We start from the raw sequence: 22,282 nt of genomic DNA on the forward strand, positions 1-22,282 counted from the left end.
CCGCCCTGATCGGCGGGGGCGTCTCTCAGCGAAGCTCCTCGTGCCAGGTCCGGCCGTCGCGCTCGATCAACGCGATGGCGGCGGTGGGACCCCAGCTTCCGGCGGGATAGGGGCGCGGCGGCTCGGGCCGGTCGGCCCAGGCCTTCAGGAGGGAATCGGCCCAGGCCCAGGCGACCTCGACCTCGTCGCGGCGCATGAACAGCGTGGCGTTGCCGCGCACCACGTCCATGAGCAGGCGCTCGTAGGCATCGGGGTAGCGCTGCTTGAAGGTCTCCTCGAAGGAGATGTCGAGGTTGGTCGGCCGCAGCCGCATCCCGCCCGGACCCGGATCCTTGGTCATGACTTCGAGCTTGATCCCCTCTTCCGGCTGGAGCCGGATGACGAGGCGGTTGGGCTCGCGCCCGAAGGATTCCGCCGGGAAGATCGAGAACGGCGAGGCGCGGAACTGCACCACGATCTCGGACAGCTTCCGCGGCAGGCGCTTGCCGGTGCGCAGGTAGAACGGCACGCCGGCCCAGCGCCAGGACTGAACCTCGAGTTTCAGGGCGACGAAGGTCTCGGTCCGGCTGTCGACGTCTCCGCCGAGATCGGTGCGGTAGCCGTCCACCGGCTGGCTGCCGACGGCGCCGGCCGAGTACTGGCCGCGCACCGTCACGCTCTGCACGTCGTGCGGCGTGATGGGCTTCAGGGCCCGCAGGACCTTCAGCTTCTCGTCGCGCACCGAATTGGCGTCGAGGGAGAGCGGACTCTCCATCGCCATCAGGCAGAGGAGCTGCAGCATATGGTTCTGGACCATGTCGCGCAGCGCGCCCGAGGTGTCGTAGTACCCCGCGCGGCCCTCGACTCCGACGGTCTCGCCCACCGTGATCTGGACGTGGTCGATGACGTCGGCCGTCCAGAGCCGCTCGAAGATGGTGTTGGCAAAGCGCAGGGCTAGCAGGTTCTGCACTGTCTCCTTGCCGAGATAGTGGTCGATGCGGAAGATCTGCTCCTCGGGAAACACCGTGCCGACCGCATCGTTGATGGCGCGAGCCGACTTCAGGTCCTTGCCGATGGGCTTCTCCAGCACGACGCGGGACTTCTCGCCGATCAGGCCGTGCTTGGCGAGATTCTGGCAGATCGAGCCGTAGAGGTCGGGTGAGGTGGCGAGGTAGTAGGGCCGCACCTGGTCCGGGCGCTCGGCGAGCTTGGCGGCCAGATCCTCCCAGCCCTCGTCGCCGGCTCCGTCGACCGCGACGTAATCGAGGTGGTCCAGGAAGGCGGCGAGCTTGTCCTCGCCGATGTCGCCGGCCGGAACGAAGCGCTTGATGGCGTCGCGGGCGCGCTCGCGGAAGGCCTCGGTGGTCATCTCCGAACGCGAGGCGCCGATGATCCGGCTCGTCTCCGGAATCTGTCCGTCCATGAAGCGGTAGAACAGGGCCGGCAGCAGCTTGCGCGTGGTCAGGTCGCCGGTGGCGCCGAAGACGACGCAATCGAAGGAGGCGACGGGGATAATGGTGGCCAAGTGCGGCTCCCGTTCGGTTTGCAAGTCAGGCGGTTCGCGGGTCGGCAAGTCGGCTGGCGAGTCGATTTGCGGGTCGCGACGAATCGCCCCCGGTGTGTCGGCTTCCCCGCGACGCTATGCAAGGCACCCGCCACCCGAGGGGCGTGCGGGAGGGCCCCCCTCCCCGCGCCCGGTCACGATCCGGCGAAACGCGTGAACGCCGCTCCATGGTTCGGATGCCAGCGGGACAGCGCCGGCCGGTTCTCGATGATGTCCCCGGCCGCCCAGGCGATCCGCTTCTCGTCCTGTGCCCGGGTGGTCTCGTTGTCTGGACACAGGATGTAGAAGTCGCCCCGGGCCAGTCCGGCCATCAGGGCATCCACGGTCTCGTCCGGCGTCCAGGCGCCGGCGGGCTTCTCGCTGACCCCGCGGGCCCGCGTCAGCCCGGTATAGACGAATCCCGGGATGAGCAGGTGCGCGCTGACGCGGACGCCCTCGCGTTCGCGCAGGTCGTGGGCCAGGGCCTCGGTGACGACCTTCACCCCCGCCTTCGAGACATTGTAGGGCGTGTTGCCGGGCGGCGTGGTGATGCCCTGCTTCGAGCCCGTGACCACGATGGCGCCAGGCTCGGTCCCGGCGATCATCGCCGGTGCGAAGGCCTGGATGCCGTTGATGACGCCCCACAGATTGGTGTCGAGGATGTGCGCCCACGTCTCGGGGTCCGAGAACAGCCGTCCCCCGGCCTCGATCCCGGCATTCAGCATGACCACGGCCGGCGGCCCCTCCGCACAGGCCGCCGCGCCCAGGGCCGCGACGGCCTCGGGCCGGGCCACGTCCGTGGCCATCGCGTGGACGGACGCCGCCGTCCCCCCGCGCGCGACCTCGGCGCGGGCCGAGTCCAGCGCCGCGCCCGGCAGGTCGGCGAGCCAGACCCGCATGCCCGCCGCGGCGAAGCGCCGGGCGGCCGCCAGCCCGATGCCGCTCGCCGCCCCGGTGACGACGGCGGTCCGCCCCGCCTGAATTGCCGGATGGTTGTTCATGGCCGCTGCTCCTCTGCCGTTCCGGGGCGGGAGTTAGGGCGCGCGCCGGCCCCCGTCACGGCACGGCAGGAGATTGGTAACCGTCTGTGCGCATGGTCGGGGAGACATTCCACTCGAAAGGTTCGCGATGCTTTCGCGCCACAGGACCGTCGCCCTCCGCCCGCACCGCCTCCGCGCGGGCCTGTCGCCCCTGGCCCTCCTCTGGGTGCTGGGCGGCGCCGCCACGGCTCAAGTCTCCGGCGCGCCGGAAGCCCCCGCGCCCGCGAAGGCTCCGAAGATCGAGAGCCTCACCACCACCGCTCCGGCGACGCCCGCCGTCCAGGCGATCGCACCGGGCGCAGCCGAGGCCACCGCCGCCCCGGCTGCCGCCCAGGCCCGGAAGTCGCGCGAGCTGCCGCCGCTGGTGGTGGCCCGGGTCTCCGCCGACCCGGTGCCGACCCTCAGTCCAGCGACGTTCCTCGACACCCTGCGGATGGCCGACCGCTATCAGGCCATGGTGGATGCCGGCGGCTGGACCGCGCTGCCCGCCGACCTCGTGGTCAAGCCCGGCGCCGGCCATCCGGCCATCCCGGCCCTGCGCAAGCATCTCGCGCTCGTGGGCGACCTGGCTGCCGATGCCCCGATGAACGACCAGCTCGACGCCACCCTGGTGGCGGCCGTGAAGGCGTTCCAGGCCCGCCACGGCCTGCCCGAGACCGGGCTGATCGGCCGCCAGACGGTGGCGGCACTCAACGTGCCGGCGGCCACCCGCCAGCGCCAGCTCGCCGCCTCCGCCGCGCGCCAGATCGGCTCGAACTTCGCCTATGGCGACCGCTACGTGGTCGTAAACATCCCCTCCGCCACGGTGGAGGCCGTGGACCACGGGGTCGTGGTGCGCCGCTATGTGGCGGTGGTCGGCAAGCCCGACAAGGCGACGCCGCGGATCGAGGCCCGCATCACCGACGTGAACCTCAATCCGACCTGGACCCTGCCGGTCTCCATCATCAAGAAGGAGATCATTCCGAAGATGCGCAAGGATCCCGGCTACCTCGCCCGGGAGCGCATCCGCATCCTCGGTCCCGGTGGCGTCGAGGTCGACCCTACCGCGATCGACTGGTCGAGCGAGAAGGCGGCCAACTACACCCTGCGGCAGGATTCCGGCCTGGACAATTCCCTGGGTCAGGTGCGCATCGACATGCCGAACAAGCAGGCGGTCTACATGCACGACACGCCGTCGAAATCGTTGTTCGCCCGCGAGGTGCGGTTCCATTCCCATGGCTGCGTGCGCGTCGCGCAGGTGAAGGAGCTCGCCGGCTGGCTGCTCGAGGGCACGCCCGGCCCCAACGGTCCCGGCTCGACCTGGGGCCCGATCGAGATCGAGACCAGCATCGCCACCAACGAGCGCCTCGACATCAAGCTGCCGAAGCAGATCCCCGTGACCTTCGTGTATCTCACCGGTTACGCCACCCCGGACGGCCGCGCTCATTTCCGGGACGACATCTACGGGATCGACAGCCCTGCGGTGCCGATGCCGGACGTGGCGGCGACGGGTACGATCGCGCCGCCGACCGCTCCCAAGTCGGCGGCCGTGCCCGCGACGCCGAAGGCGTCCAGCACCGGGTCCGCATCCGCCCGGACTCCCGGCGACAAGCCATCCCTTGCCAAGCCATCCCTTGCCAAGCCGGTTCAGGCTGCGCCGGTCCCACCCAAGCCCGTGCCGAAGGTGATCGCGGATAAGGGAGCCGTGCCCGGCGCGGCCCCGGCTCAGAGCCCCGGCAAGGCAGCTGCGCCCAGGCCGACGAATACCGGCGCCGAGAAGACGGCAGGCGATTTAGTCCCCCCGGGATCGATCCCCAGCCGCGCGGCGCTTCCCCCCACGGATTGAGCCCAAGCCGACCGTTCCCCTATCGCAAGGGCTCGCCCGGCGCGATGGGGGGCGCCTTCCTCCGGTCCGCCCCGGCCACCTGTCGTGGCCCGTCCGCTCGGACGCTCTCGGGAGACGACGCGCGGCTGACAAGACCCGGGATCGCCATCAATTGAATGGTATCATCTTGCGAGCGCGTTCCGACGGGGGCCGTGCGAGGAGACGGATCACCCAGGGTCCGGCGGAACGCGCGGAGCAGCGTCGCAGAGCGAGGTGGCGAGCCTCCTGCCTGGCACCTGGCCATGGCGGGTCTCGTGGGTTGTGTCTCGACGTGCCAGCGGCCTTGATCGAGGGCGTACCGCGCGTGGCAAGGTGCGTCGGACGAGGCGCCTCAGAGAAGCGTGACCTTGCCGTTGCCGATGTCATAGAAGCCGCCGACGACCTTCACCTGCCCGCGGGCGACGCGGTCCGAGAGGATCGGCCCGGCCTGCTGGAGACGCCGGACGTTGTGCCGGACATTCTGGGCGATCGCCTCGGCAAGGGGATCCGGTGCTCGCGCTTTCTCGGCCAAGTCGACCGCCGGCCGGATCGCGTCGATCAGCATCGGCAGATGGCCCGGAAGCACGACGTTCGTCTTCATGACCTCAATCGTCGCTTTGACGGCACCGCAATCGGAATGGCCCAGCACGAGGATCAGCGGCGCGCCCAGCACCGCCACGCCGTATTCGAGGCTGGCGAGGCTGTCGGTGTTGACGAAATTGCCCGCGACCCGGACGACAAACAGGTCCCCGGGTCCCTGATCGAAGACGAAATCCGGTGCGACTCGGGCATCGGCGCAGCCGACCACGCAGGCGATCGGATGCTGTGCGGCGACCCTCGCCGCTCGGCCGGCGGAAAAGTCCCTGTTCGACGGCGTATTCGCTGCGTAGCGCCCGTTGCCTTCCAGCAGGCGCGCGAGAGCCGCGTCGGGCGTCATGACGTTCGACCCCGAGACCTCCGCGGCCGCTCCGGGTGCCGCCGGCATGGCGAGCGCGCCGGCAGCGACGGCGGTCAGCAAGGTGCGGCGTGAGACATGAGATGCATGCTGATCACACACGGTCGCAATTCCTAGTCGAAAGACTTATGCCTAATCATCTCAGGGTTGTATCACGCCGGTTTTCCGTCGCCAAGTCCGAACTCCGCAGGAAGTTCGGGACGTGACAGGGCTCACGGGTCAGCGCTGACCGACCGCTCTGATAGACCGCAGGGCAGGCAGGCTGGACGCTGCTGTTCGCGCGGGTTGGTGGGCTCGGGTCGAGGCCCGTTCTCCGCGAGCTATGGGGATTTCCGGTGACGGAGGTGGTCAGGCGGCGCGGTGATCTGGGTTCGCTGCGACCTCGGTCCCGTCGCGGACGACGACGCCAGCCACAACCTTCGGCACCGGGTTCTCGCCCTCAGCCAAGCTGGACCCCGTCCTGAACGACCGCGAGCAGCCGCGCGTCGCCGTGATCGTCAACGGCCTGAGCGCGGTGAACATCGACGCGGATCTGGTGCGAGGCGGCCATCCGGACCGCCCTTCGACGTCCGCCCGATCGACCCGGGGCCGGGGCGCCTTCGAGGCCGCCCCCTATCGCGGAAGGCCCGATCCGTTCCCGGTCCGGCAGCGGGGCGCCTGAACGGCGCCCCCGTCCGGTCGCCCGCGACGGAGCGACCGGACGGGTCGGCGATCAGGAATCGAGGCCGCCGTCCTCGTCGATGTCGACCAGGAACACGATGTCGGCATCCTCCTCGTCCTCGTCGTCCGCCTCGTCGTCGTTCGAGGCCTCGGCATGGCGGGCATCCGGCTCGTAGGGCTCGTCCTCCTCGGAATCGTCCTCGGCGAGGGCGTCCTCGAAGATCTCGATCTCCTCCTCGGTGGCCGCCCGGACCTTGAGCGGGGAGGTGCCGTTCCACAGCACCTTGCCGTCGCTCTTCATGGTCTGGATGTCGTCCTTGAAGCCATCGCAGGTGAAGAGGTCGTTGGCGACCTCCTCGGAGCCGTTGATGACCGCGATGGCCACGCCATCGATCTCGAGTGTGAACATCGCGAATCCTTGTTGTCTGCAGCCTCGGGGCCGCCGTCCGTGTAGGGGCGAACGGGGCGAAGGCCAAGGCCCGGACGGGCGGGGGTTGGTTTGCGGTGGGTGGCCGGGCCTCAGGCCCCGCCGCTCGCCCGGGCGATGGCGCGCTTGACCACGCCCTGCACGTCGGGATTGGACAGGAACAGGTCGTGGTTGATGAGGCCGCCGCCGTAGTCGGAGGCGTCGGCCACGCGGACCCCGAGGGCTTCCAGGCGCTCGCGATCCGCCGCGCCGGCGCGCACGATGCCCCCCGCGATGGCCCCGGAGAGCTCGAGGGCGCGGTCGTTCGTCGACGAGATCACCGTGATCTTGTGCACGTCCGGCCCCATCCGCTCCACCGCGCTGGTGAAGAGGTCGATGTCGATGTCGGGGGCGGCCAGCACCACCGCGCCGATGCGGGCCATGGCGGCCTCGCCGGCCTCGGCCCGCAGCATGCGCAGGGTCTCCAGGGTCAGCAGCGTCCCCATGGAATGCGCGACAATGTTGATGCGCCCGCCCGAGGGGGAGTTCGCCAGCGCCTTCAGCAGGTCCTCGAAGCCGTCGCGCGACCACAGGGCGCTCTCGCGGTCGTAGCCGTAATCGAAGGTGGCGGCCGCCGAGGGCCAGGTGAACAGGGCCGAGGCGCCGCGGAAGCGGATGCCGTCGGAAAGCTTGGCCGCACTCAGGGCCGCCGACTGGAAGCTCTCGCGGTAGCCGTGGACGTAGATCAGCACGTCGCGCCCCAGCGCCGCCTGGGCGAAGGCGGCGGCCGCCCCCGCGCCGGTCTCGACCTGCGGCACCGCCGTCACCGCCCAGTCGCCCGTCACCACGGAGGAGACCTTGCCGATCAGCGAGCGGTCGGGCGCCGACAGCCGCACCTCGGCGAAGCTGAGGCCCCGGCCGCGCTCGGAGGTGAAGTAGGGGCTCTTCGGCGGCGAGCCGACGGGCTTGCGCGTGGTGGCCACCAGCAGCACCGGGCTGACGTCGAGGGCCGACTGGCGCTCCGGCGCGCCGCCCCCGACCGCATCGGTGACGAGGCCGTCGGCGACGCAGCCGGCCAGCCCGGGCGTCAGGCCGGCCACCCCCGAGAGGGCGGCGAAGCGCAGCAGCGCGCGACGGGTGGGAGGCTGGGATCGGATCATGGGTCGGAGCTCGGGTCGGATCATGTCGTGCAAGGCGGCCCTGAACGTGGTGGCCCCGGGACGGGCGCAGCGCGTCAGTATCCTGTCGATCAGGATCGTGACCATGGCGGGGCGGAGGCGTGGCCGTGGCGATGTGGATTGCGGGCAGAGGCAGGGCTGTGGCCCCGGACCCACATTGCGGCACGCCCCCGGTTCACGCCGGTTTGCGGGGGAAGCGCCCGCGCGCCGGGCCGCCCCCCTCGACGAAACCGGGCCGGACCGGCAAAGAAGACAACCATGGCCGCCTCCCCCGCACCCGCCCTCGACATCGATGCCCTGCGCGAGCGGCTGCTCGCCGGAGACCGCGCCGCCCTGGCGCGGGCGATCACGCTGGCCGAATCGAAGCGGCCCGATCATCGGGCGGCGGCGCGCGGCCTCATCGACGCGGTGCTGCCGCAGACCGGCACGGCGATCCGCGTCGGCATCACCGGCGTGCCCGGCGTCGGCAAGTCGACCACCATCGACGCGCTCGGCGCCAACCTGACGGCGGCCGGCCACAAGGTGGCGGTGCTGGCCGTCGACCCCTCCTCGACGCGCACCGGCGGCTCGATCCTCGGCGACAAGACCCGGATGGCGCGCCTCGCCCTCGACCCCAACGCCTTCATCCGGCCCTCCCCCTCCTCCGGCACCCTGGGGGGCGTCGCGGCCAAGACCCGCGAGACCATGCTGCTCTGCGAGGCGGCGGGCTTCGACGTCATCCTGGTGGAGACCGTCGGCGTCGGCCAATCCGAGACGGCGGTGGCGGACCTGACCGACTTCTTCCTCGTCCTGATGTTGCCGGGAGCCGGCGACGAGCTCCAGGGCATCAAGAAGGGCATCCTCGAACTCGCCGACATGATCGCGGTGAACAAGGCCGACGACGGCGAGGGCGAGCGCCGGGCCAGCGCAGCCGCCTCGGAATACCGCGCCGCCCTGCACATCCTCTCGGCGCCGAGTTCGACCTGGACGCCCCCGGTGGTCACGATCTCGGGCCTGAACAACAAGGGCCTCGACGGCCTGTGGGAGCGGATCGTCGACCATCGCAACAAGCTCACCGCCACGGGCGAGATCGCCGCGAAGCGCCGGGCCCAGGACGTGAAGTGGATGTGGGCCCTCGTGCACGAGCGCCTGCATCAGCGCCTCGTCGGCTCGGCCGAGGTGCGCCGCCGGACGGCGGAGGCCGAGGCTTCGGTGGGGCGCGGGGACGCCTCGCCCGCCGCCGGGGCGGAGGCCATCGCCACCCTGATCGGCCTCTGATCCGCATGACGGGACCGCTGCTGGTCACCGGCTTCGGTCCGTTTCCCGGCGTGCCGCGCAATCCGAGCGCGGCCCTGGCTCGGCGCATCGGTGCCCTCGCGCGCCCGAAGCTGGGCGGCATTCCAGTGCGCGTGCTGATCCTGTGCACCACCTATGCGGCGATCCCCGACAGGCTGGCGCCGGCCCTGGCCGAAGCGCCGGCCGCGATCCTCATGCTCGGCGTCGCGACCCGCGCCAAGCGGGTCCGGGTGGAGATGCAGGGCCGCAACCGCACGAGCCGGCTCTTTCCCGATGCCTCCGGCCGGACCGCGTCGCGCCTGACCCTGGAGCGGGATGGTCCGCCCGCGCGCCGCTCGCCCGCGGCGGCCTCCGCGCTCGCGACGCTGCGCGGGCACGGGATCGCGGCGGTCCCCTCGCGGGATGCGGGGCGCTACCTCTGCAACGCCAGCTATTTTCGCGCCTTACGCGAATCACCCCCGGCGCTGTTCGTGCACATCCCGCTCCCGCCCCGGACGCAGCGGCCCGCGAAGGCACCCGTGCGGCCGCGGCGCGAGGCCCCCGGGGAGCGTCTCGCCCGGGCCTGCGCGGAGGTCGCGCGCCGCCTGGTGATCCGCGGCCGGGCGCGCGGCTGAGGGGCGTGCGACAGGGCCCTTTGCCGGCGCGGGAAGATTTTCACCCCCGGCATGGGTCTCCTTCGCGCCGTCGGGCGTTCTGTGAACGTCGGATGCGGGCGCCCCGACCCGGACGGGCGGTCCGCATCATCCACGTTCAGGAGAGAGACCATGGTCGATACGGATCGCATCGTCGGCGCCGCCAAGGAGTTCGGCGGTAAGGTTCAGGGCGCCGCGGGAGACCTCGCCGGTTCCTCGCGCACCTCGGCCGAGGGTCGCTACCGCGAGGCCGAGGGCCGCGCGCAGGACATCTACGGACAGGCCAAGGACACCCTGCGCGACGTCGCGGACAACGTGTCGGATTACGCTGGCGACGCCTACGAGCGCGGCGGCACCTACCTGCGCGACGGCAGCCGGGTGGTGGGTCACCGCGTGGAGGAGAACCCGTTCATCGCCCTCGTGATCGCGGGCGCCGTCGGCTACGGCCTCGCCCTGCTGCTGCACGGGCGCCGCTGAGCCTCAGTCCATCGGTCGCCCCCGCCGCCGCGTTCGGCGGAAGGGGCGGCCTCGCAGAACCGCGCTACTGCGCGGTCCAGCCGCCATCCATGGCCATGTTGGCGCCGGTGATCTGGCTCGCCGCATCCGAGGCCAGGAACACGGCCAGGGCCGCCACCTGGTCGATGGTGACGAATTCCTTCGTGGGCTGCGCCTTGAGCAGCACCTCGTTGATGACCTCGTCCTCGGTCATGCCCCGGGCCTTCATGGTGTCGGGGATCTGGCTCTCGACGAGCGGCGTCCAGACATAGCCCGGCGAGATGCAGTTCACCGTGATGCCGTGCGTGGCGAGTTCGAGGGCCGCGGCCTTGGACAGGCCGACGAGGCCGTGCTTGGCCGCCACGTAGGCGGACTTGAAGGGCGAGGCGACCATGGAGTGCGCCGAGGCCGTGTTGATGATCCGGCCCCAGCCGCGCTGCTTCATGCCGGGGATCGCGGCGCGCATGGTGTAGAAGGCCGAGGACAGGTTCAGGCTCATGATCTGCTCCCACTTCTCCGGCGGGAAGTCCTCGATCGGCGAGACGTGTTGGACGCCGGCGTTGTTCACGAGCACGTCCACGGAGCCGTAGGTCTCCTCCGCCAGTCGGATCAGCCCCGCGATCTCGCCGGGCTTGGTCAGGTCGGCCGGCGAATGGGCGGCCTTCACGCCGAACTCGGATTCGATCCCGGACCGCGCCGCCTCGATGTCCTCGGGCTTGCCGAAGCCGTTGAGGACGATGTTGGCGCCCTCCTTGGCGAAGGCGCGCGCGCAGGCCAGGCCGATGCCGCTGGTGGAGCCCGTGACGACGGCGGTCTTGGATTTCAGGATCATGGAAGCCTCCTAGGGGCACTCTTCGACGCGGGGGATCCTAGCGCGTCCGACAGGCGCGCGGTCGAACAAAGCCTGAGCGCGGGGTCCGGCACGACGCGCGACATCGGGTCGATCAGGCGAGATAATCGTGCAGCACCTGCCCGTAGGGCAATGTGAAGTCCACGACCATGTGCCGGCCGCCGACGATGCGGCGGACGGGCAGGTCGGCTACCCGGCAGTTCACGTGCGGAATCAGGTGAAGGCGAGCCTCCCCCTCCCAGGCGCCGTGGACGGTGATGTCCTCCAGGCGGTAGCCGACGAGCTGCGCGACCTTCGGGCCGCCGTCGACATCCGGGAGCAGCTTGAGGTTGACGTTGAGCTTGCCCAGGCCCTGCTTCACCGCGGCGAGATCGTGCTCCAGGCTCCGGTGCTTGTAGGTCATGGTGCCCATCGCGACCCGCTCGTCGTCGTAGTGCAGCGTCCCCGTGAGGGTGTCCTTGGTGAGCCTGAGGCGGGGCACGCCCCACTTCTTCGGGAAGCCCCAGATCTCGCGCCCGGCCGTGATCGGCGGCTCGTCGTCGAGGTACATCTGGATCGAGACGTTGCAGGGCTCGCCGTCGAAGGTGGCGAGAGCGCCCGAGCCGCTCTCCTCGTAATCGCCGAACCCGGAGGAATCCGGCATCTTCATCCACTCGTAATAGACGCGATTGTCCGGATGCGGCTCCAGGGGCTCGGGCAGCGCCCGGCGCAGGGCGTCCGCATCGGTCTCGTAGGTCACGATCAGGTATTCGCGCCGGAGGAAGCGAAACGGCCCGCGCGGATAGCTCGGGCTGAAGGCGGGCATCGAGGGCATCTCGAGGATCTCGTCGCGGGTCACGGGCTCGTCTCCCTGGGGGTGAAGGGCGTTCAGTCCTGCGCGTCGCGGGTCAGGTCGAGCACGCAGATTCCGCTCGCGTCGGGCCGGCGGTCGCGCCAGGCCGGCGCGCGCAGGGACCGGCGCAGGTCGCCGAGCCCCGCGGCCCAGTGCTCCAGCATGGTCGCGCGCGAGAACTCATAATCCTTCGAATTCCCCTCGTAGGCCTTGCGACGATAGATCAGCTGCAGGATCGTCACGACGTTGTCGTGACTGATCCGTCGCAGAAACGCGGCATCGGGGTCGTCGCGCCATTCGGGCGGCAGCTTGCCCAGGAGGCTGCGCGTGGCGGCCTTGGCCTTGCGGATCTCCAGGCTCATGTCGGTGTTGAGCCGGGTCCGGCTGGAGAAGCGGATATCCTTCTCGCGCTCGGCCGCGTCGATCAGGGTCCGGGGCATCGCTCCGCGCGCGGAGAACAGGTCCACCTGGAACACCACGAGGTCGCGCCGGCGCTCCTCGTCGAGGACGTATTGCAGCGGCGTGTTCGAGACGATGCCGCCGTCCCAGTAGGGCTCGCCCGCGATGGTGACCGGCGGGAAGCCCGGGGGCAGGGCACCGGAGGCCATGATGTGCTCGGGCGTGATGCGGTCGCACCGGGTGTCGAAGTAGGCGAAGTTTCCGGTGCGTACGTTGACGGCACCGACGCTGAGGCGGGTCGCCCCCCCGTTGATCAGGTCGAAATCCACGAAGCGCTCGAGGGACGCCCGGAGCGGGGTCGTCTCGTAGTAGCTCAGCGCCTCCGGCGCGCCGGCCGGATAGAAGCTGGCGGGAGGAAAGCGGAGGTTGAAGAAGCCGGGCACCCCGAAGGCGGCGACCCAGCCGGCACTGGCCTCGTTGAAGGCCGCCCGCGCCCGCTCCCCGGGAAACCAGGGAACCCCGGTCACCCCCGAGGAGACCAGCTCCCAGAAGGCTCTCATCCGCTCCACGCGACGCTCCGGCGGGTTTCCGGCGATCAGCGCCGCGTTGATGGCTCCGATGGAGATGCCCGCGACCCAATCCACGGCGTGGTCCTGGGCGGCCAGCGCTTCGTAGATGCCGGCCTGGTAGGCGCCGAGCGCCCCGCCGCCCTGGAGCACGAGAACCTTCGTTTCGCCGCTGGGACATGCCGTCACGACCGGCCCTCTCCTATCCGGACCACACCCCGCCTCGGGGGATCCCGGGAGGCGTCCCGCCCACGGTCCGCCCAAACCCAATCCACGGTTGCCGTAAGCGTGCGGTACCACCATGACGCAAGGCCTGGGCGACGACCATCCCTCGGGTGGGACGAAGCGGCCCGGTTGTCAGGCCCTCGGCCTGCGCGCTCGGGCGCCCGGGTGCGGCGGCCGGCGGTGACGACCCGGCACGATTCGCATCCGAGCTTCTCGGCTCGACCGACGGACTCCCGGCCGAAACGCGCCGGCGGGACACGCGGTCGAGCCTCGCCCCGGTCCCGTGGACGGTTGACAGGCGCAGTTCCTTCGCCAACACCCCCCGCCCAGTCGCGGCTTTTCCCGCACGCCCTCCGCCGCAATCGTCCCTGACCCGGCCGCCCCGCGCGCGATGGCGACGAACAAGGATCCCTGACCCATGTCGGTGACGCGCTCCTATCTCGACTTCGAGAAGCCGGTGGCCGAGCTCGAATCCAAGCTGGAGGAGCTGAAGACCATGGCCGCCCGCGATGGCGCGGTCTCGATCAGCGAAGAGGTCGGGCGCCTGGAGGCCAAGGCCGCCGCCGCCCTCTCGGACATCTATGCCGGCCTGACGCCCTGGCAGAAGACCCAGGTCGCGCGCCACCCGCAGCGGCCCCACTTCATCGATTACTGCGCCGGCCTGATCTCGGATTTCAGCCCGCTCGCCGGGGACCGCGCCTTCGGCGAGGACCAGGCCATCGTCGGCGGCTTCGGACGCTTCCGCGGCCGTCCGGTCTGCGTGCTGGGCCAGGAGAAGGGCTCCACCACCGAGACCCGCCTGCGGCACAATTTCGGCATGGCCAAGCCCGAGGGTTACCGCAAGGCCGTACGCCTGATGGAGCTCGCCGACCGCTTCGGCCTGCCCGTGCTGGCCTTCGTCGACACCGCAGGCGCCTTTCCGGGCATCGAGGCGGAGGAGCGTGGACAGGCCGAGGCCATCGCCCGCTCGACGGAGGCCTGCCTCGCCCTCGGTGTGCCGAATGTCGCGGTGGTCATCGGCGAGGGCGGCTCGGGGGGCGCCATCGCGCTCGCCACCGCCAACCGGGTGCTCATGCTTGAGCACGCCATCTACGGCGTGATCTCGCCGGAAGGCGCGGCCTCGATCCTGTGGCGCGACCAGGGTCGCGCGGCGGACGCCGCCACCGCCATGAAGATCACCGCGCAGGACCTGCTGCGCCTCGGCATCATCGACGGCATCGTGCCCGAAGCGACCGGCGGGGCCCATCGCGGGCGCGACGCCGCGATCGCGGCGACGGGGGCCGCCATCGAGGCCGCCCTGGTGGATTTCCAGGGCCTCGGCCCGGACGAGATCCGGGACCGGCGCGCGGCGAAGTTCCTGGAGATCGGTCGCAAGCTCTGAGAGTGCGACACTGCGCCGCAGATGCGTGCGGGAACCAAACCTCCCAATGCGTCCGTTGCGCCCGCCAAGGTTTCGCCACACCGACGCTTGGCGGATCGGCGGCGAAAAACCTGTGAAATCAATCCTCTTTCCGTCGGCACGCTCCGCGCTGCATCAAATGCGGCGAGATCGGGTCGACGGGCCGATGATGTCCGCAATCCACATCCCGCCCGGGCCACGAAGGCGGTCTCCTTGCGGTAACAACCGGGTAAGTTTAACGACGCTAAGGAGTTGGGGAGTGGCATGCCACGGGCGCGAGCCCGGGGCTGCGTGACTGAGGATAGGTTCCCCATGGCTATGCGCCCGCTCGTGGCCGCCGGTTTCGCTCTGCTCGCCCTGTCGCTCGGCGCTTGCCAGGACGGTTCGATGGGCGGTGGCGTTCCGCTGCGGGCCCTGGCCCCGGTGCCGCCGAAGACCCTTGCGCTGATGGCCCAGAAGGGCATGTCGCAGAGCGATCCCATCCTGATCCGCGCCTACAAGCGGGAAGCGGAGATGGAGGTGTGGAAGCGCGGCACCAACGGCCAGTACGCCCTCCTCAAGACCTTCCCGATCTGCCGCTGGTCGGGCCAGCTCGGCCCGAAGACCAAGCAGGGCGACCGCCAGGCGCCCGAGGGCTTCTACACCGTGACGCCGGGCCAGATGAACCCGAACTCGTCCTACTACCTCTCGTTCGACACCGGCTATCCGAACGCCTACGACCGGGCGAACGGGCGCACCGGCAACTACATCATGGTGCACGGCACCTGCTCGTCGTCGGGCTGCTTTGCCATGACCGACGAGTCGATGGGCGAGATCTACGCCCTGGCGCGGGATTCCTTCGCGGGCGGCCAGCGCGCGTTCCAGTTCCAATCGTACCCGTTCCGGATGACGGCGGCCAACATCGCCAAGTTCCGCAACGACCCCAACGCGCCGTTCTGGAAGAACCTCAAGGAAGGCTCGGACTACTTCGAGGCCCTGCGTGACGAGCCGCGGGTCGGCCTGTGCGGAACGAAGTACGTCTTCGGCGGCGCCGACGCGGCGGCCGGCTCCTGCACGCCGCGGGTCGAGCCCCAGGTGGCGGAGAAGCGCGAGCGCGACAATCGCGAGATCGCCGACCTGATCGCCAAGGGCACGCCCGCCACCCGCCTCGTCTACGACGACGGCAGCCAGAACCCGGTGTTCCGCGGTCAGCAGACGCCCGCCAACACCCTGACCTTCGCGAGCCTGGGCAAGGCGCCCCCCGAGCCCGAACTGCCCTACGATCCGAAGGACTACGCTCAGCACAAGCTCGGCGACGTCAGCCGCCCCGAGAGCCTGGCCGCCGGCGAGCGCGAGATCGAGGTCGACGCCAAGGGCCGCCCGGTGATGATGGCCGCGGCCGCCCCGATCCCCACCAAGGCGGCCGCCGCGAACCTCGCCCGGAAGGGCACCGCCCCGGCGGCCAAGCCCGAGCCCGTGGTGGCCGAGCCGGCCAAGCCCGCCCGCGTGATGGTGGCCGACGCCGAGGGCGATCCGGCCGCCTACAAGAAGCTCTTCAGCAACGTGTTCAGCAACGGCGCGCCCGCGACACCGGCCACCGACGCCGCCACCGTCCCGGCCGTGGCCGTGGCCGTGGCCGCGGCGGTGCCGGAGCCCATCGCCGCCAAACCTGCGCCCAAGCACGCCCCCGCGAAGGCGGCACACGCCGCGCCCGCCCCGGCCAAGGGCGGCAAGCCGGACGAGGAGAAGGCGGCGAAGCCGGTCCACAAGACCGCATCGGCCGCCGCGACCGCCTCGCCGAAGACCACCGGCTCCACCACGCCCAAGAGCTCCCCCACGCCCAAGGATTGAAGGCGAGGAACCGAGGCGGGCCGGGCCGCCCCGCCTCAGCGCGTGCCAAGGAGCATGGCGCCGAAGCCGAGGAAGATCCCGCCGGTGATCCGGTCGAAGGCCCGCCGGAGCGCCGGGCGGGTCAGGGATGCGGCGAGCCGGCGGCCGCCGAGGGCGTAGACCCCGTACCAGAACAGCTCCGCCCCCGCGAAGGTGACGATCAGGATCGCGAATTGCGGGGCCTGCGGCCGTGCCGGCTCGACGAATTGCGGCAGGAAGGCGCTGGCGAACAGGAGGAGCTTGGGATTGCTCAGGCCGATCAGCAGCCCGTCGCGGTAGAGACGCCCCAGCCTGACCGGCGCAGGGCTCCCCGTGTGCCCGGGGACGTCCAGCGCCCCGTCCCGCCCGCGCCAGGCCCGGATGCCGAGCCCCACGAGATAGGCGACGCCGGCATAGCGCAGGCCATCGAACAGGACCGGCGACGCCAGGAGGACGGCGCTCAGTCCCGCCGCGGAGGCCACCAGCACAAGGACCACGGCGCTCAGGCACCCGGCCATGGCGGCGAGGCTGCGACGCAGGCCGACGCGGACGCTGCGCGCCAGGATGTGCAGCATGTTCGGCCCCGGCGTGCCGGACAGGAGGAAGACGGCGCCGAAGAACAGCCACCAGGTCTGTAAGGTCACGGCCGGGCTCCCGGATCGAACGCGCACGCCCTGGTGCGCTCCGGCAGCCTCTTAGCAGACCGCGTCCGGGGCCGCGCCCGGCCGGGAGGCGGGGCAGCCCGGCGCGCAACGAAAAAGGGCCCCGCGAGGGACCCTTCTCCAGATCAGTCAGATCGGTCGACCGATCACATCCGGCGCATCATGCGACGGTGCATCATCCGGCGCTCCATGTGACGGCGCATCATGCGGCGCTCCATGCGACGGTGCATCATGCGACGCTCCATCCGGCGCTCCATGCGCATCTGCACGGTGGACACGGTCTCGGGGGCGGTCACGCCCAGCGGGGCACCCGGTGCGGCCGAGGCGGAGGTGGCGAGGCTGGCACCGCCGAGCGAGGCGAGCACGGCGAAGGCAAGGGTCAGTTTCCTCACGTGAAGACTCCCATTCTCATTTGTCCGAGCGCGGCACCCGGTTTGTTCTCTCGCACCCGAGGCCGAGAAACTCGTGTCGCGCACCGGAGTGAGCGGCAGGCCCCGTTCCGGCCCGCCGCTGACAACACCTGAGTCAGAGATTCGTTTCCTCGAAAGCCCGCACCCACTCAGCACAAATTCCGGAGCGGACGATATCGTCGAGGGTAAATTCTACCACCGGGATCGGCATCATCCGACTCTTGATCAGGTGGATCACCGTGCGCAGGCCAGACGTCTCGCGTAAGTCCGTCTGGGACACGTCGCCGTTGATGATCACCTGGCAATCGTCACCGATGCGGGTGAGGAACATCTTGATCTCGGCGGTGGTGGTATTCTGGGCCTCGTCGAGGATCACGAGGCAGTTCTTGAAGGTGCGTCCACGCATGACCTCGAAGGGCACCACCTCGATGTCGCCGGTCTTCACCGCGATCTCGAAGGAGGCCTCGCCCATGCGCTCCTTCATGGTCTCCGTAAGGGGAGCGACCCAGGGGGCGATCTTCTCTTCCAACGTTCCGGGAAAGAAGCCGAGGGAGCGGCCAGAGGGCACGTTCGGCCGGGTGATGATCACCTTGGCGATGCGGCGCTGGCGGAGCTGGTCGGCGGCGCGGGTCCCGGCGATGAAGGTCTTGCCGGTGCCGGCGGGGCCGAGGACGATCACCTGCTTGTGAAGGGCCAGGGCGTCGAGGTACTGCGCCTGCCGGTCGGTGAGGGGCTGGATCGGACTTAGGTTGCGTTCTTCGTCGAAGCGGGTCTTGTGCAGCCGGACCGGACGGTCCTCAACGAGTTCAAGTCGTGCGCGGCGTCTCTTCATCGATCAACACTCCAACCGGACTTGCCAACCTGGATTTAATCTGAGCCTGACTTGCTGAACTTGCTTCGCATCACTTTCGATTGATCCCGTTTCGGCGATCCTTTCGACTTCGCCCGCTTCACAGCCAATCCGGAGACCGCCCTCAAGTTCCGGACGGGTCCCTCAAGGCTGTGGATTCCCGATACGGTCCCGATGACCGCAGGACTGTGCGTTGCACGCACCATGCCGCGCCGGGCGCGACAGGGGCGTGACATCCACTATTCTTCGGAATGATGTAAAAAGTCTGCGTCGATGCTGCGCTGCGGGAGCCGATCCGCCGCGGCGGTCGATTGCCCTGGGCTGTGTCGCAAAAGACGCAGTCCGCATCCGCCCGACGTCCTCCGCAGCCCCCGCGTCCCGCGATCAGGCCGCCTGGATGAAGCTGTCGAGGACCATCTTCCGGCCGGCCTTGTCGAAATCAACGGTCAGCTTGTTGCCGTCCACACCCGCGACGGTGCCCGGGCCGAACTTGGTGTGGAACACCCGCATGTCGACGCTGAAAGCGGAGGGCGCACCCGTCGATTTGGCGATGAGCTCGCCCTCGATCTGGCGCGGGCCGCCCCGACTGGCCGGCGAACGGTTGCCGACCCCGTAGCCGTTGGCGTTTCCGGACTGCGCCGTATTGGCCTGGGCCCGCTGCCAGCCGGGCGTGCCGTAGGACGAGCCGAAGGGCGCCGGGTTCCGGTCGAAGCGCGAGGCCCCGGCCGCGAAGTGGGCGGGGGCATCGATCACGTCGACGCTGTCCTCGGGCAACTCGTCGATGAAGCGGCTCGGCACCGTGGAGGACCACAGGCCGTGGATACGCCGGTTGACGGCGAAGGACAGCTTGGCGCGCTTGCGGGCCCGGGTCAGGCCGACATGGGCGAGGCGGCGCTCCTCCTCCAGCCCGGCGCGGCCGCTCTCGTCGAGCGCCCGCTGGTTCGGAAACAGGCCATCCTCCCAGCCCGGCAGGAAGACGGTGTCGAATTCCAGGCCCTTGGCGGCGTGGAGGGTCATCAGCGAGACCCGGTCGGCCCCCTCCTGCTCGCTGGCCTCCATGACCAGCGAGACGTGCTCGAGGAAGGCGGCAAGGTCCGGGAACTCCTCCATGGAGCGGACGAACTCCTTGAGGTTCTCCAGGCGTCCGGCGGCGTCGGCCGACTTCTCCTTCTGCCACATCTCGGTGTAGCCGGATTCCTCCAGGATGGTCTGCGCCACCTCCGAATGCGGCTGGGTTCCCACCAGCCGGGCCCAGCGTGAGAAGCTCTCGACCAGGGCGCGGACGCCGGACCGGGCGCGGGGCTTCAGCTCGTCGGTCTCCACGACGAGGCGGGCCGCCTGGAGCAGCGGCACCCGCTCGGCCCGGGCATAGGCGTGCAGCGCCTGCAGGGTGGCGTCGCCGAGGCCTCGCTTGGGCGTGTTGAAGATGCGCTCGAAGGCGAGGTCGTCGGAGGGGTTGGCGGTGACGCGCAGATAGGCGAGCGCGTCGCGGATCTCGGCCCGCTCGTAGAAGCGCGGGCCGCCGATGACCCGGTAGGGCAGGCCGAGCTGGACGAACCGGTCCTCGATCTCGCGCATCTGGGCCGAGATGCGCACCAGCACGGCGATCTCCGAGAGGGGATGCTGCTGGGCCTGGAGACTCTCGATGGCTTCCGCCACCTGGCGGGCCTCCTCCTCCGAATCCCAGGCGCCCGACACCGTCACCTTCTCGCCGGCGACGTCCTCGGTGCGCAGGGTCTTGCCGAGGCGGCCCTCGTTCCTGGCGATGAGGCCGGAGGCGGCGGCGAGGATATGGCCGGTGGAGCGGTAGTTGCGCTCCAGGCGGACCACCACGGCGCCGGGAAAGTCGTGCTCGAAGCGCAGGATGTTGTCGACCTCGGCGCCACGCCAGCCGTAGATCGACTGGTCGTCGTCGCCCACGCAGGCGACGTTGCGGTGGCCCTGCGCCAGCAGGCGCAGCCAGAGGTACTGGGCGACGTTGGTGTCCTGGTACTCGTCCACGAGGATGTAGCGGAAGCGCTGCTGGTAGTTTTCCAGCACGTCGGGGTTCTCGCGCCAGAGCTTGAGGCAGAGCAGCAGCAGGTCGCCGAAATCGGCGGCGTTGAGGGTCAGGAGCCGGGCCTGATAGGCGGCATAGAGCGCCCCGCCCTTGCCGAAGGCGAAGGCCTGGGCCTCGCCGGGCGGCACCTGCTCGGGCAGGAGGCCGCGATTCTTCCAGCCGTCGATGGCAGAGGACAGGGCGCGCGCGGGCCAGCGCTTCTCGTCGATGTTCTGATCGACGATGACCTGCTTCATCAGCCGCAGCTGGTCGTCCATCCCGAGAATCGTGAAGTCGGAGCGCAGGCCCACCAGTTCGGCGTGCCGGCGCAGGATCTTGGTGCCGATGGAATGGAAGGTGCCGAGCCAGGGCATGCCCTCGCCGGCCGGCCCGATGAGCCCGCCGATGCGGTGCTTCATCTCGCGGGCGGCCTTGTTGGTGAAGGTCACCGAGAGGATGTCGAAGGGCCGCGCCTTGGCCGTCGCGATCAGGTGGGCGATGCGCGTCGTCAGCACCCGTGTCTTGCCGGTGCCGGCCCCGGCCAGCACGAGCACCGGCCCGTCCGTCGCCTCGACGGCGCGGCGCTGCTCGGCGTTCAGCCCTTCGAGGTAGGGCGAGCCCTGCGGCCGGAGGGAGGCCATGGCACGGGCGGCGATGGAGGTCGGGGCGGCGTCGGAGGCGGATGCGCCGGCCGCGTCGAAGCGTTGAGTCATCGCGCATCCCTGGACCAAAACGCGAACGGCGTCGAGGGTCGCCCGCGTTTCCGGAGTGGCCCGGCCTCCGCCTCGACGGTCTCCGAGGCTCCATCTCGGAAGCACCTCGTATCCCGGAGAGTGTCGGATCGGCGATTAAATTCATCCGAAAATCGGATGAGGAATTTCCGCCAGCCCGGGCCAGGACTATGTCTCGACGGGATGGGTGAGGCGCGGCGATGGGCGAGCTCTATCAGTCGGGGAGCATCATCATTCGGTTCTATGTCAACGATCATCTGCCGCCGCATTTCCACATCCTGACACCGGATGACGAGGCTCTCGTGGAGATTGCCACCCTCCGACTGTTGGCCGGCGCCCTGCCGGGCAAGATCGAGCGCGAGGCCCTGGCCTGGGCCGCCGAGAACCGCGCCGCCGTCGCGGCCGAATGGAATCGGACCAACGCCCGCTTCCCGATTGCCTGAGGAGGTTGCCGTGAACGATCCCCTGCCCCGCATCTCAACCGTCATCGCCACGGGTCCCACCGGCCTCGGCGTGATGTGGCGCGACGACCGGTCCGACCGCGTGGACCTCGCCGGATGGATCGCCACCGGCGGTGAGATCCTGTCGCCTCTGAACGATCCGGCCCTGTTCGCGACGGTCCGGCTCGGAGATCACGGGACCTCTGTGGAATGGGGCAGCGAGGACGGGGACCTCGCCATCGATGCGCATCATCTCAGGCTGATCGCGGACGAACAGCGGCGGTTCGGCCGCGCGGAGGTGACTGCGTGGCAGACAGCCGCCGGACTGTCGAACCAGGAATCCGCGGATTTCCTCGGCCTCTCGCTGAGCACGTGGAACGCCTACAAGGCGGGCATCAGCGCGGTGCCGACTCCCGTTGCGATGGCGTGTCGGGCGGCCCTGCGCGACCCGATCCTGCTCGACGCCCATTACCGGCCGCGCAAGCGGGGCCGCCCGCGCCGCGTGGGCGCACCCAGCGCGGCGTAGGGTGGCGCGGTCCGCCGAGCAGAGACCGCGACACACTGAGACTCCGGCGGCCAAGGACGGAAGAGGACGGAAACCCGCAACCTCCCGTCGCTGCCGACGATCGATGCGGCAGTCTCACGCAGCGTCGCAGAACCTTCGAAAACCGGAACCCGCCTTCCCACCGGCAGGTCGTCTCACCAGATCACGACATCACAGTGCACCTGACAAGGACGCCGCCATGCGTAGCTCCCCCGCCCTTCTCGCCGGCCTCGCGCTCCTCGCCGCCGGTCCGGCCCTCGCCCAGGTCTCGTCGCGGGGCGTCGACAGCCTGAATGCCACCAACGAGCGCCTGTCCAACCGCAGCGAACTCCGGGGCATCGAGCAGCGCCAGCAATTCGACACCAACCAGACGCGCCTGCAGATCCAGCGCGGCGACCTGTTCCGGCCGAGCGCCCCCCCCGCCCCGATCGTCGTTCCGGGCCGTCGCTGAGCCGCGGCCCCGGGGCGCCGGACGCGGCGCG

The 22,282-nt window shown here is 70.2% G+C and carries 21 protein-coding genes and 1 pseudogene; 10 read left to right on the forward strand and 12 right to left on the reverse strand.

The window, feature by feature from the left end; genetic code table 11:
• Nucleotides 1-25: 25 nt before the first annotated feature.
• Both zwf and ASG51_RS18160 read right to left on the reverse strand, forming a co-directional pair.
• Nucleotides 26-1,504: a glucose-6-phosphate dehydrogenase gene (gene zwf / locus ASG51_RS18155; protein ID WP_056277483.1), complete on the reverse strand. Its 1,479-nt coding sequence runs from the start codon at nucleotides 1,502-1,504 to the stop codon at nucleotides 26-28.
• Between the two features lie 173 nt (nucleotides 1,505-1,677).
• On the reverse strand, nucleotides 1,678-2,523 hold the full coding sequence (locus tag ASG51_RS18160; protein WP_056382277.1) for an SDR family NAD(P)-dependent oxidoreductase: 846 nt from the start codon (nucleotides 2,521-2,523) through the stop codon (nucleotides 1,678-1,680).
• A 127-nt stretch (nucleotides 2,524-2,650) separates the two neighbouring features.
• Here ASG51_RS18160 and ASG51_RS18165 point away from each other — a divergent pair, with 127 nt between their 5' ends.
• Nucleotides 2,651-4,387: a L,D-transpeptidase family protein gene (locus tag ASG51_RS18165; RefSeq protein ID WP_082514099.1), complete on the forward strand. Its 1,737-nt coding sequence runs from the start codon at nucleotides 2,651-2,653 to the stop codon at nucleotides 4,385-4,387.
• A gap of 370 nt (nucleotides 4,388-4,757) precedes the next feature.
• Here the strand turns inward: ASG51_RS18165 and ASG51_RS18170 are convergent, their stop codons facing one another.
• The gene (locus tag ASG51_RS18170) at nucleotides 4,758-5,462 is read right to left on the reverse strand and encodes a carbonic anhydrase (protein ID WP_056382279.1); all 705 of its coding nucleotides are present in this window, start codon (nucleotides 5,460-5,462) and stop codon (nucleotides 4,758-4,760) included.
• Nucleotides 5,463-5,808: 346 nt separating this feature from the next.
• Between ASG51_RS18170 and ASG51_RS25220 the strand changes: the two are divergent.
• A pseudogene (locus ASG51_RS25220) lies at nucleotides 5,809-5,907 on the forward strand (GTP-binding protein); the annotation flags it as partial.
• A gap of 165 nt (nucleotides 5,908-6,072) precedes the next feature.
• Here the strand turns inward: ASG51_RS25220 and ASG51_RS18175 are convergent.
• Together ASG51_RS18175 and ASG51_RS18180 are read right to left on the reverse strand one after the other, a co-directional pair.
• Entirely contained in the window at nucleotides 6,073-6,429 is a 357-nt protein-coding gene (locus ASG51_RS18175) for a hypothetical protein (RefSeq protein ID WP_056212012.1), read from the reverse strand.
• 110 nt (nucleotides 6,430-6,539) lie between these two features.
• Entirely contained in the window at nucleotides 6,540-7,586 is a 1,047-nt protein-coding gene (locus ASG51_RS18180) for an alpha/beta hydrolase (RefSeq protein WP_056212010.1), read from the reverse strand.
• A 276-nt stretch (nucleotides 7,587-7,862) separates the two neighbouring features.
• Between ASG51_RS18180 and meaB the strand changes: the two genes are divergently transcribed.
• The 3 genes from meaB (at nucleotide 7,863) to ASG51_RS18195 (ending at nucleotide 9,988) form a co-directional block, all read left to right on the forward strand.
• The gene (gene meaB / locus ASG51_RS18185) at nucleotides 7,863-8,861 is read left to right on the forward strand and encodes a methylmalonyl Co-A mutase-associated GTPase MeaB (RefSeq protein ID WP_056212008.1); all 999 of its coding nucleotides are present in this window, start codon (nucleotides 7,863-7,865) and stop codon (nucleotides 8,859-8,861) included.
• Nucleotides 8,862-8,866: 5 nt separating this feature from the next.
• On the forward strand, nucleotides 8,867-9,493 hold the full coding sequence (locus ASG51_RS18190) for a peptidase C15 (protein WP_056382281.1): 627 nt from the start codon (nucleotides 8,867-8,869) through the stop codon (nucleotides 9,491-9,493).
• A gap of 150 nt (nucleotides 9,494-9,643) precedes the next feature.
• On the forward strand, nucleotides 9,644-9,988 hold the full coding sequence (locus tag ASG51_RS18195; RefSeq protein WP_056277469.1) for a CsbD family protein: 345 nt from the start codon (nucleotides 9,644-9,646) through the stop codon (nucleotides 9,986-9,988).
• A gap of 64 nt (nucleotides 9,989-10,052) precedes the next feature.
• On the opposite strand, the gene ASG51_RS18200 is transcribed toward ASG51_RS18195, so the two are convergent.
• The 3 genes from ASG51_RS18200 to ASG51_RS18210 form a co-directional block, all read right to left on the reverse strand.
• The gene (locus tag ASG51_RS18200) at nucleotides 10,053-10,838 is read right to left on the reverse strand and encodes a 3-hydroxybutyrate dehydrogenase (protein WP_056382283.1); all 786 of its coding nucleotides are present in this window, start codon (nucleotides 10,836-10,838) and stop codon (nucleotides 10,053-10,055) included.
• A 112-nt stretch (nucleotides 10,839-10,950) separates the two neighbouring features.
• Nucleotides 10,951-11,694 (reverse strand): acetoacetate decarboxylase, encoded by a 744-nt coding sequence (locus ASG51_RS18205; protein WP_056382285.1) that lies wholly within the window; start codon nucleotides 11,692-11,694, stop codon nucleotides 10,951-10,953.
• A gap of 29 nt (nucleotides 11,695-11,723) precedes the next feature.
• Nucleotides 11,724-12,842: a patatin-like phospholipase family protein gene (locus ASG51_RS18210; protein ID WP_056382287.1), complete on the reverse strand. Its 1,119-nt coding sequence runs from the start codon at nucleotides 12,840-12,842 to the stop codon at nucleotides 11,724-11,726.
• 454 nt (nucleotides 12,843-13,296) lie between these two features.
• On the opposite strand from ASG51_RS18210, the gene ASG51_RS18215 reads away from it, so the two are divergent.
• Together ASG51_RS18215 and ASG51_RS18220 are read left to right on the forward strand one after the other, a co-directional pair.
• Nucleotides 13,297-14,259: an acetyl-CoA carboxylase carboxyltransferase subunit alpha gene (locus ASG51_RS18215; protein WP_056382289.1), complete on the forward strand. Its 963-nt coding sequence runs from the start codon at nucleotides 13,297-13,299 to the stop codon at nucleotides 14,257-14,259.
• Between the two features lie 330 nt (nucleotides 14,260-14,589).
• The gene (locus ASG51_RS18220) at nucleotides 14,590-16,107 is read left to right on the forward strand and encodes a murein L,D-transpeptidase family protein (protein WP_156389783.1); all 1,518 of its coding nucleotides are present in this window, start codon (nucleotides 14,590-14,592) and stop codon (nucleotides 16,105-16,107) included.
• A gap of 35 nt (nucleotides 16,108-16,142) precedes the next feature.
• Here ASG51_RS18220 and ASG51_RS18225 read toward each other — a convergent pair whose 3' ends face one another.
• From ASG51_RS18225 to ASG51_RS18240, 4 genes are all read right to left on the reverse strand, one after another.
• Nucleotides 16,143-16,769: a LysE family translocator gene (locus ASG51_RS18225; protein WP_056382290.1), complete on the reverse strand. Its 627-nt coding sequence runs from the start codon at nucleotides 16,767-16,769 to the stop codon at nucleotides 16,143-16,145.
• A 164-nt stretch (nucleotides 16,770-16,933) separates the two neighbouring features.
• Complete coding sequence (locus tag ASG51_RS18230) at nucleotides 16,934-17,179, reverse strand: hypothetical protein (protein WP_056211991.1); 246 nt, start codon at nucleotides 17,177-17,179, stop codon at nucleotides 16,934-16,936.
• A 133-nt stretch (nucleotides 17,180-17,312) separates the two neighbouring features.
• The gene (locus ASG51_RS18235; RefSeq protein WP_056382292.1) at nucleotides 17,313-18,029 is read right to left on the reverse strand and encodes a PhoH family protein; all 717 of its coding nucleotides are present in this window, start codon (nucleotides 18,027-18,029) and stop codon (nucleotides 17,313-17,315) included.
• Between the two features lie 402 nt (nucleotides 18,030-18,431).
• A complete protein-coding gene (locus ASG51_RS18240) occupies nucleotides 18,432-20,798 on the reverse strand; it encodes a UvrD-helicase domain-containing protein (RefSeq protein WP_056382294.1) in 2,367 nt (788 codons plus the stop codon).
• Nucleotides 20,799-21,016: 218 nt separating this feature from the next.
• On the opposite strand from ASG51_RS18240, the gene ASG51_RS18245 reads away from it, so the two are divergent.
• The 3 genes from ASG51_RS18245 to ASG51_RS18255 all read left to right on the forward strand — a co-directional run bounded on the left by ASG51_RS18245 (nucleotide 21,017) and on the right by ASG51_RS18255 (nucleotide 22,251).
• On the forward strand, nucleotides 21,017-21,259 hold the full coding sequence (locus ASG51_RS18245; RefSeq protein WP_056382297.1) for a DUF4160 domain-containing protein: 243 nt from the start codon (nucleotides 21,017-21,019) through the stop codon (nucleotides 21,257-21,259).
• 10 nt (nucleotides 21,260-21,269) lie between these two features.
• On the forward strand, nucleotides 21,270-21,782 hold the full coding sequence (locus tag ASG51_RS18250) for a DUF2442 domain-containing protein (protein ID WP_056382298.1): 513 nt from the start codon (nucleotides 21,270-21,272) through the stop codon (nucleotides 21,780-21,782).
• 217 nt (nucleotides 21,783-21,999) lie between these two features.
• Nucleotides 22,000-22,251, forward strand: coding sequence for a hypothetical protein (locus tag ASG51_RS18255; protein ID WP_056211983.1), 252 nt, complete (start codon nucleotides 22,000-22,002; stop codon nucleotides 22,249-22,251).
• Nucleotides 22,252-22,282 lie beyond the last annotated feature (31 nt).

This window comes from Methylobacterium sp. Leaf465, assembly GCF_001424705.1.
In the GTDB taxonomy this organism is placed as follows: domain Bacteria; phylum Pseudomonadota; class Alphaproteobacteria; order Rhizobiales; family Beijerinckiaceae; genus Methylobacterium.

Coding starts and splice junctions, on each gene's coding strand:
- ASG51_RS18195 (WP_056277469.1), top strand. CDS start 9,644: ATGGTCGATACGGATCGCATCGTCGGCGCCGCCAAGGAGTTCGGCGGT.
- meaB (WP_056212008.1), top strand. CDS start 7,863: ATGGCCGCCTCCCCCGCACCCGCCCTCGACATCGATGCCCTGCGCGAG.
- ASG51_RS18165 (WP_082514099.1), top strand. CDS start 2,651: ATGCTTTCGCGCCACAGGACCGTCGCCCTCCGCCCGCACCGCCTCCGC.
- ASG51_RS18255 (WP_056211983.1), top strand. CDS start 22,000: ATGCGTAGCTCCCCCGCCCTTCTCGCCGGCCTCGCGCTCCTCGCCGCC.
- ASG51_RS18215 (WP_056382289.1), top strand. CDS start 13,297: ATGTCGGTGACGCGCTCCTATCTCGACTTCGAGAAGCCGGTGGCCGAG.
- ASG51_RS18220 (WP_156389783.1), top strand. CDS start 14,590: ATGGCTATGCGCCCGCTCGTGGCCGCCGGTTTCGCTCTGCTCGCCCTG.
- ASG51_RS18175 (WP_056212012.1), bottom strand. CDS start 6,429: ATGTTCACACTCGAGATCGATGGCGTGGCCATCGCGGTCATCAACGGC.
- ASG51_RS18180 (WP_056212010.1), bottom strand. CDS start 7,586: ATGATCCGATCCCAGCCTCCCACCCGTCGCGCGCTGCTGCGCTTCGCC.
- ASG51_RS18160 (WP_056382277.1), bottom strand. CDS start 2,523: ATGAACAACCATCCGGCAATTCAGGCGGGGCGGACCGCCGTCGTCACC.
- ASG51_RS18245 (WP_056382297.1), top strand. CDS start 21,017: ATGGGCGAGCTCTATCAGTCGGGGAGCATCATCATTCGGTTCTATGTC.
- ASG51_RS18190 (WP_056382281.1), top strand. CDS start 8,867: ATGACGGGACCGCTGCTGGTCACCGGCTTCGGTCCGTTTCCCGGCGTG.
- ASG51_RS18200 (WP_056382283.1), bottom strand. CDS start 10,838: ATGATCCTGAAATCCAAGACCGCCGTCGTCACGGGCTCCACCAGCGGC.
- ASG51_RS18240 (WP_056382294.1), bottom strand. CDS start 20,798: ATGACTCAACGCTTCGACGCGGCCGGCGCATCCGCCTCCGACGCCGCC.
- ASG51_RS18235 (WP_056382292.1), bottom strand. CDS start 18,029: ATGAAGAGACGCCGCGCACGACTTGAACTCGTTGAGGACCGTCCGGTC.